Here is a 7,757-nt window from a genome sequence, read left to right on the forward strand (position 1 = left end):
CACCGACGGCGGTCGGCCGGTGGCGATCGACAGATTGTTGGGGTTGGTGAAGCTCGGGATGACCGAATGCGCAAAGCGCACCGTGCCCTTCTCTTTGATCCTGACCAGAGCCGGCATCAGCCCGGCCTCTATCGCCTCGTCGAGATAGGCCGGCTCGCAGCCGTCAAGGCAGATGGCGATCGCCGGCACGCGCGGCCAGGCATAGGTGCGGCCGTTGACCGCGACGTTGATGGGAGACATCTGGTTCATCTGATATCCTCGAAGTCGGCCGCTTCAGGCGGCGAGTTTGGCGCGTTCGGCAAGTGCCGCGGCGGGTGGGGCGGCGGTGTCGACGCCCATTTCATGAAGCGAGAACGCCGCCGCCTCGACGACGCGGCGCATGACATGTTCGTCCATCTGGCCGATGCAGCCGACGCGGAACGAATCCACGGCGGTCAGCTTGCCCGGATAGATGATGAAGCCCTTGTCCTTCATCAGGTCGTAGAAACGGTCGAACGCGAAACTGGCATGAGCCGGGTTGAAGAAGGTGACGATGATCGGCGACAGCCAGCGATCCCGGAGCAGTGTCTCGAAACCGAGGTCGCGCATGCCGGCCACCATAACGTCGCGGTTCCTCGTATAGCGGGCGCCACGGCCGGCGACGCCGCCTTCGGCCTCATGCTGGCGCAGTGCTTCGAGGAAGGCGGCCACGACATGCGTCGGCGGCGTGTAGCGCCACTGGCCGGTCTTGTTCAGGTGCGCCCACTGGGCGTGGACATCGAGCGACAGCGAATGGCTCCTGCCTTTGGCGGCCTCCAGTTCGCTCTTGCGCGCGATGATGAAGCCAAAACCCGGAACGCCTTCGATGCACTTGTTGGCGGACGAGACCATCGCCTCATAGCGGATTTCGTTGATGTCGAGCGCCACGGCGCCGAACGCACTCATGGAATCGACCAGCAGCTTGCGACCCTTGGCATGGACGGCTTCGGCAATTTCAGCGACCGGGTTGAGGATGCCGGAACTGGTCTCGCAATGGATGGCGATGACATGGGTGATATCAGGGTCGGCCGCGAGGGCCGCTGCCACCTCGTCGCCGCGCGGGGGCAGATAGTCGCCCTTGTCGATCAGCGTATAGGCGCGGCCGAGATACTGCATGGTCTGCGCGGCGCGCAGGCCGTAGGCGCCGTTGGCCAGCACAAGAACCTTGCCGTCCCTGGGCACGAACGACCCCAGCATCGCTTCGACGCAGAAAGAACCGCTGCCTTGCATCGGCACGCAGTCGAACTCATCGTTCCTGTCCCCGGTCAGCGCCAGCAGGCGGCGACGCATATCCGATGTCATGGCGCGGAAGTCGCCGTCCCACGATCCCCAGTCGCGCAACATCGCCTGCTTGACCGAATAGGCCGTGGTGAGCGGCCCCGGGGTCAGAAGATACGGCTCGCCCAGCGCCGGGCTGGCCAGCGGCTCCGCGGCAAATTTCGTCTCGGCGAGCATGTTGTCCTCCGCTCGATCTGCGTTCGATGTGGCCTTATTCTTGGCCTGAATGATCTATTTGTAAAATCGTTATTTTGTATCGATGTATCGATTTTAGTAATGACATGCCGGGCGGGAATCCGTCCTCAGGCCAGTGCAGGAGCCCTCACTTCCGCAGCCCCTCTCGCCAGCCGGCTTTCCAGCAGATCACCGCTCTGCGTCAGCAAGGGATAAGCGATCGAGGCCATCAGCGAGTTGATCTCCTTCAGCGCCCGCACGGCCTCCAGGTGGATGTCGCTGGTGTCGATGCTCTGCGGCATTCCCGATTGCAGGCGCTTGAGGTGACGGTCGTGGCTCGTGCGTTCCAGTCTGCGCATCCGCTCCTTCTCGACGACGAGTTGCCGCGCCGAATCGAGATCGCTCGACACCAGCACATTGAGTGCAAGCTGCATGTTGGCCATGACACGGTTGTGAAGCCCGGCCAGTTCGCTCCAGCCGTCGCGTGAGAAGCGCAGGTTCTTGTCACGCAGCTCCTGGGTGAGCACGAGCAGGTTCTTGGCGACGATGTCGCCGGCGCGTTCGAGATTGATGGCGAAGTCTGTGAGCTCGATGCCGCGCTGCGCTTCGGCTACGCTCATGCTGCCGCGGTTGACTTCGGCAATGTAGAGCTTGATTTCGGTATGGGCGCGGTTGACCTCCTCATCGAGTTTTTGGGCCTGGCGTATCTGGTCGCCGGTGCCGGCGTCGAAGAAATCCATCACTGGGCGCAGCATCACCTCGACGACTTCGCCCATGCGCAGCAGCTCGCGGGTGGCACTGGCTAGCGCAAGACCGGGTGTGCGCATGACGGTGCGGTCGAGCGCGCTGGTGCGGCGCGACATCAGGTCTCCACCCTCTTCGGCCTTTGCCACCGGCCTGTCTGCGATCAACAAGGCGACCAGCCGCTCCATCATGCCGGTGAACGGCAAGCAGCAGATGACCAGCACCAGATTGAAGGCAAGGTGCAGGTTGACCAGCTGGCGGCCTTCGGTTGCGCCGAACAGATGCGCCGGGAAGGTCACGGCCTGAAGCGCGAACAAAGCCGCCAGCGCCGCCGTGCCGCGAAAGATCAGATTGCCGAGCGGGATACGGCGCGCCTCGACGGCTTCGCCGCGCGTCAGCCAAACCGCGATCAGCGCGCCGCCGCAATTGGCGCCGAGGATGAAGAACAGACCGACCTCGACCGGCAAGACGCCTTGCGCGGCAAGCGTGACGAACAGCAGGATCGCCGCGACGCTGGAGTGGATCAGCCATGTGAACAGGGCAGCGGCGGCAAAGGCGGTGAAATAGTCCGCGCGCAGATAGGAAATCACCAGTGGCAGCAAGGTGCTCTGCCGCATCGGTGCGGTCGCCTCGCCGATCATATGCAGCGACAACAGGACGAAGGCGACCCCCATCAGGATTCGCCCGCTATGCCTGATGCCAGCCACTTCGAACTTCAGGGCCATCGCGCCGCCGACCAGGATCAGCGCCGGCACAAGCCAGCTGAGGTCGAACGACAGCACCTGCACGACCAGGGCGGAACCGAGATCGGCGCCCAGCAGGATCGCCAGCCCGGCCGACACCGAAACCATGCCGCTGGCGGCAAACCCGGCCGCCAGGATAGCGACGGCGGTCGAGCTCTGCAGCAGCACGGCAAGCACGGTGCCGACACCGGCCGATCTGATCCGCTCACCCCGGGCTTGCCTCAGGGCATCACGCAAAGCGAGCCCGCAGGCCCGCTCGACACCCTGGCGCACCATATGCACGGCCCAGAGCAGCAGCATGACCGCACCCGCCAGATGCAGCAGGATGATGGAAAATTGCATGGCGACGCCTCCGGTGCCAACGGCCGGCAGGGATGTCGACCCATGCTCAGGCTGAGGGTCGGCAAAACATAAGTCAAATCGTTCCTTTCGATCTTTTCCTAAGCAATCCTTATGATAAGATGTCGGCGATTTCAGAAGTGTCGGAGGCACGGGAGATGCGCTACGTCCAGTTGCGAGCCTTTCACCAGGTGGCCATCTGCGGTGGCTTTTCTCGCGCCGCCGAGGCGCTCTTCCTGACCCAGCCGGCGATCTCGGACCAGGTGCGCAAGCTCGAGGAAGAGTATGATGTGCTGCTGTTCAACCGGAACAAGAAGCAGGTCACGCTGACCCATTCGGGCCAGAAATTGCTCGAAATAACCCACCGCATGTTCGATACCGAGCAACAGGCGCTCGAACTCCTGACGGAGTCCCGCGCCCTGCGTTCCGGCACGCTGCGCATCGTCGCCGATGCCGCACATCATCTGCTTCATATTCTCGGCAGCTTCCGGGCCCGCTACCCCGGCGTGCAGGTTTCGGTGCGCGCCGGCAACACCGAGACGGTGATCAGCAGCCTCTACAGCTACGATGCCGATATCGGCGTGCTGGGCGAGGTGCCGACGGGGCGCGATTTCGAGGTGCTGAAACTCAACTCGACGCCGATCATCGCGTTTGCATCCGTCGACCACCCGCTGGCCGCGAAAAAGTCGCTCACCCTCAAGCAGCTCGCGCAGGAATCACTGGTCATGCGCGAGCGTGGATCGAAGACGCGTCAGAAACTCGAAGATCTCGCAGCCGCCTCGAAAATCGAATTGAGGCCGGCGATCGAAGCCGAGGGCCGCGAAGCCGTCCGCGAGATCGTCGCCTCGGGCGCCGGCATCGGCTTTGTCTCGGCGGCCGAATTCGGCCAGGATTCGCGGCTGGTGCCGATCACCATCGATGCTCCCGAGACCCTGATGGACGAGGCGTTGATCTGCCTGCGTGAACGCAGCGGCGGCAAACTGGTGCGGGCTTTCCTGGATATGGCGCGCTCGATGTCGGCGGATTAAGCGGCGGCCCTGATCTCCACCGCATCAGCCTTCACCCGCTCCGACTTCGGATCGTAGGGGCTGCGCAGATGTGCTGTCGCGGCATGGCGAACGCCGGCAAGGTCGATCTCGAAACGACCACCGGTGAGAAATGCAGCGTCGACGCCCGCCTCGTTCTCGATCAGGCCGAGCGCCACCGAGCGGCCAAGCGTGTGGCCGTAGGCGGCCGAGCGGACTTCGCCGACCGGCTTGCCGTCGCGCAGGATCAGTTCGCCGCCCCACAGCATCGGCTCGGCATCATCGAGCGTGAACAGCACGATGCGTCTTGCCGGTGCTGCCGATGGCTTCGTCTCAACCAGCGCGTCGCGGCCGATAAAGTCACCTGGCTTGTCCATCGCCACGGCGAAGCCAAGCCCGGCCTGCCAGGGGTCGATATCAGGCGTCAACTCCCTGCCCCAGGCGCGAAAACCCTTTTCGATGCGCAAGGCATCGAGCGCGTAGTAACCGGCGTCCAGCAGACCGAATTCACGGCCCGCCTCATGCAACGCCTCATAGACGCCGACGGCGAATTCTGTCGGCACGATCAGTTCCCAGCCCAGTTCGCCGACATAGGTCATACGGTTGGCATAGGCGGTGGCATAGCCGATATCGATCTCGCGGATGGTGGCGAAGGGAAAGCCGGCGTTGGAAAGATCGGCCGAGGAGAGTTTGCCCAGCAGATCGCGTGATCGCGGTCCCATCAACGCCAGCACCGCGTAGGACGAGGTGACGTCGGTCACGATTGCATGCGCGTCGGACGGAATGTTTTTGACGATCCAGTCGGCATCGTGGACAGCTTGTGCGGACCCGGTGACGATGAGGAATTTCTCCGCGCCGAGCCGCATAACGGTGAGATCGCTCTCATAGCCACCGCGTGCATTGAGCACGCCCGTGTAAACAGACGTACCGTCCGGTACGTCAATATTTCCGGCGCAGATCCAGTTGAGAACGGCGCAGGCATCGCGGCCCTGCACGAGGAGCTTGGCGAAAGAGGTCTGGTCGAAGATGGCGACGGCTTCGCGTGTCGCCTTCATTTCGCGCTTGACCGCCTCGTGCCAGTTCTGGCGGCCGAAGGCATAGTCGTTCTCGGTCTTCTCTCCCGGTGCCGCGAACCAGTTGGCCCGCTCCCAGCCCATCTTGGAACCGAAGCAGGCGCCCTTGGCGGCGAGCCGGTCGTAGAGCGGCGAGCGGCGGAACGGCCGCGCCGTGTCCAGTTCACGGTTCGGCCACGGCATGGCGTAATGCAAGCCGAGCGTTTCCTTGACACGGTCATGCAGCCAGCGCGGATTGTTGTTGAAGGAGGCGAAACGCCTGATGTCGACCGGCCACAAATCCATGGTCGGCGCGCTGTTGACGATCCATTCCGCCAGCGCCCTGCCCGCGCCGCCGGCGCTGGCGATGCCCATGGAGTTGAAGCCGGCGCCGACATAGAAATTCTTCAGTTCCGGCGCCTCGCCGAGGAGAAAATTGTTGTCCGGCGTGAAGCTTTCGGGACCGTTGTAGAATTTCTTGACCTCGGCCTCGGCCAATTGCGGCACGCGGACCAGCGCGTTTTCCATCAAAATCTCGAACTGATCCCAATCGTCCGGCAACAGCGCGAACTCGAAATTTTCGGGAATGCCATTCATGCCCCACGGCTTGGCGTGCGGCTCAAAGCCACCCATGACCAGGCCGCCGACCTCTTCCTTGAAATAGATGAACCCGTCGGGGTCGCGCATGACCGGCAGGTCCGGATGCACGCCCTCGATCCTGCCGGTAACGATGTACATGTGCTCGGCCGAATGCAGCGGCACCGAGACGCCGCACATCAGCCCGACCTTGCGCGCCCACTGGCCGGCGCAATTGACGACGATCTCGGCGGCAATGTTGCCGCGGTCCGTCTCGACACCGCAGGCGACGCCGTTCTTCACGCTGATGCCGGTGACCTTGACCCGCTCGAAAATTTTCGCGCCGCGATTGCGCGCACCCTTGGCCAGCGATTGCGTGAGATCGGTCGGATTGGCCTTGCCGTCGCCCGGCAGCCAGACGGCTCCGACCAGATCGTCGGTCGCCATGACCGGCCATAGATCGGCCGCCTCCTTCGGCGAAATCACGTCGATCTCGACGCCTTGGGCGCGAGCCGATGCGGCCGTGCGCTTCAGCACCGTCATGCGGTCGGCGGTCCGCGCCACCGACAGCGAGCCACAATTCTTCCAACCGGTGGCGAGCCCGGTCTCGGCCTCCAGCTCGCCATAGAGCTGCGTGGAGTATTTGATCAGGCTGGTCATGTTGGAATGACTGCGCAACTGGCCGACAAGCCCTGCGGCGTGCCAGGTGGTGCCACCGCTGAGTTGCCCCTGTTCGAGCAGCACGACATCGGTCCAACCGAGCTTCGTCAGATGATACGCGACCGAGCAGCCAATGATACCGCCGCCGACGATGACGACGCGCGCTTGCGTAGGGAATTCGTTTGCCATGGGACATCCTGCCGTTTTGACACCGGTTGGATCATAGCAGCCGAATTCCAAATATCAACACAAAATACCACAAAATATCACATCAAAGAGGCAACCATCAGCTCAGGCCCTTTGCGCGCAAGCGCTTCAGCGATGTCAGCCTGCGGTTTCGCGTCGACGATCACGCCGGCGGCGCGTTGAAAATTCGGAATCCTGAGCGGCGTCAGCTTTGCGAACTTGCTGCTGTCGAGAACGAAGTAGGTTTTGGCGGCAAGCGCGATCATGCGGCTGCGCTGTTCGGCGCCGGCGCGGGTGAAATCGGTCACCTCGCCGTCGGGCGACAGCGCGCCACCACCGAGGAAGGCGATGTCGACGCGAAAGCGCGACATGGCTTCGAGCATGTCGATGCCGGAGGCTGCTTCCTCGCCGGGATCGACTTCGCCACCCAGCACATGCACGCGCATGCCTGAGACGTGGCACAGCAGAAGCGCGATCTTCAGGCTCGCCGTGCAGATGGTGAGATCGCGCAGGTCGGCCATGGCTTGTGCGACGGCCAATGTGGTGGTGCCGGAATCGAGGAACACCACCATGCCGTCCTTTACAAGACCGGCGGCCAGCCTGCCGATCGCGGCCTTGCCTCCGGCATTTTCGTGGCTGCGCAAGCTCATTGCCGGTTCGCTCGGCTCGAAGCGGGCAGCGCCGCCATGGACAATGCCGAGCCGTCCCTTATCCGACAGCAGCTTCAGGTCACGGCGGATGGTTTCGCGCGAGACATCGAAGAACCCGGCCAGTTCGGCGACACTGACAGATCCCTGGGCGCCCAGCCGCCGCAGGATCTCTTCGTGGCGACGTGGAGCAAGGGCGCGCGCCGGCAGGCTGCTGTCGGGGGACATGATGATCCTCGGATCGAGTAGCGATGTTGCAATATGTGGCAGTGATCGTGCGCAGAGGCAACTCAAGCCATGTCGTCAGGATTTTCG

At 63.3% G+C, this 7,757-nt stretch carries 6 protein-coding genes; 1 reads left to right on the forward strand and 5 read right to left on the reverse strand.

Features of this window, described 5'->3' with window-relative positions; genetic code table 11:
• The 3 genes from EN991_RS14830 to EN991_RS14840 form a co-directional block, all read right to left on the reverse strand.
• On the reverse strand, nt 1-249 hold a 249-nt coding region (locus EN991_RS14830; protein WP_206519207.1), incomplete at its 3' end, for an alkaline phosphatase family protein.
• 24 nt (nt 250-273) lie between these two features.
• Complete coding sequence (locus tag EN991_RS14835) at nt 274-1,473, reverse strand: 2-aminoethylphosphonate--pyruvate transaminase (protein ID WP_127369032.1); 1,200 nt, start codon at nt 1,471-1,473, stop codon at nt 274-276.
• Between the two features lie 125 nt (nt 1,474-1,598).
• Entirely contained in the window at nt 1,599-3,299 is a 1,701-nt protein-coding gene (locus EN991_RS14840; protein WP_127369033.1) for a Na/Pi cotransporter family protein, read from the reverse strand.
• A 155-nt stretch (nt 3,300-3,454) separates the two neighbouring features.
• Here EN991_RS14840 and EN991_RS14845 point away from each other — a divergent pair, with 155 nt between their 5' ends.
• The gene (locus EN991_RS14845; protein ID WP_013533042.1) at nt 3,455-4,324 is read left to right on the forward strand and encodes a LysR substrate-binding domain-containing protein; all 870 of its coding nucleotides are present in this window, start codon (nt 3,455-3,457) and stop codon (nt 4,322-4,324) included.
• Here the strand turns inward: EN991_RS14845 and EN991_RS14850 are convergent.
• Nucleotides 4,321-6,798 carry an FAD-dependent oxidoreductase gene (locus tag EN991_RS14850; protein ID WP_127369034.1) on the reverse strand — a complete coding sequence of 826 codons (2,478 nt, stop codon included), beginning with the start codon at nt 6,796-6,798 and terminating at the stop codon, nt 4,321-4,323. The genes EN991_RS14845 and EN991_RS14850 overlap by 4 nt on opposite strands.
• 77 nt (nt 6,799-6,875) lie before the next feature.
• The gene (locus tag EN991_RS14855) at nt 6,876-7,670 is read right to left on the reverse strand and encodes a DeoR/GlpR family DNA-binding transcription regulator (protein WP_063171545.1); all 795 of its coding nucleotides are present in this window, start codon (nt 7,668-7,670) and stop codon (nt 6,876-6,878) included.
• Nucleotides 7,671-7,757: the final 87 nt, after the last annotated feature.

The sequence above is a fragment of the Mesorhizobium sp. M7A.F.Ca.US.005.03.2.1 genome, from assembly GCF_003997795.1.
GTDB lineage: Bacteria > Pseudomonadota > Alphaproteobacteria > Rhizobiales > Rhizobiaceae > Mesorhizobium > Mesorhizobium ciceri.

Bases quoted from the DNA above. Each gene is read 5' to 3' on its own strand.
- EN991_RS14845 (WP_013533042.1), top strand. From the start codon at position 3,455: ATGCGCTACGTCCAGTTGCGAGCCTTTCACCAGGTGGCCATCTGCGGT.
- EN991_RS14835 (WP_127369032.1), bottom strand. From the start codon at position 1,473: ATGCTCGCCGAGACGAAATTTGCCGCGGAGCCGCTGGCCAGCCCGGCG.
- EN991_RS14855 (WP_063171545.1), bottom strand. From the start codon at position 7,670: ATGTCCCCCGACAGCAGCCTGCCGGCGCGCGCCCTTGCTCCACGTCGC.
- EN991_RS14840 (WP_127369033.1), bottom strand. From the start codon at position 3,299: ATGCAATTTTCCATCATCCTGCTGCATCTGGCGGGTGCGGTCATGCTG.
- EN991_RS14850 (WP_127369034.1), bottom strand. From the start codon at position 6,798: ATGGCAAACGAATTCCCTACGCAAGCGCGCGTCGTCATCGTCGGCGGC.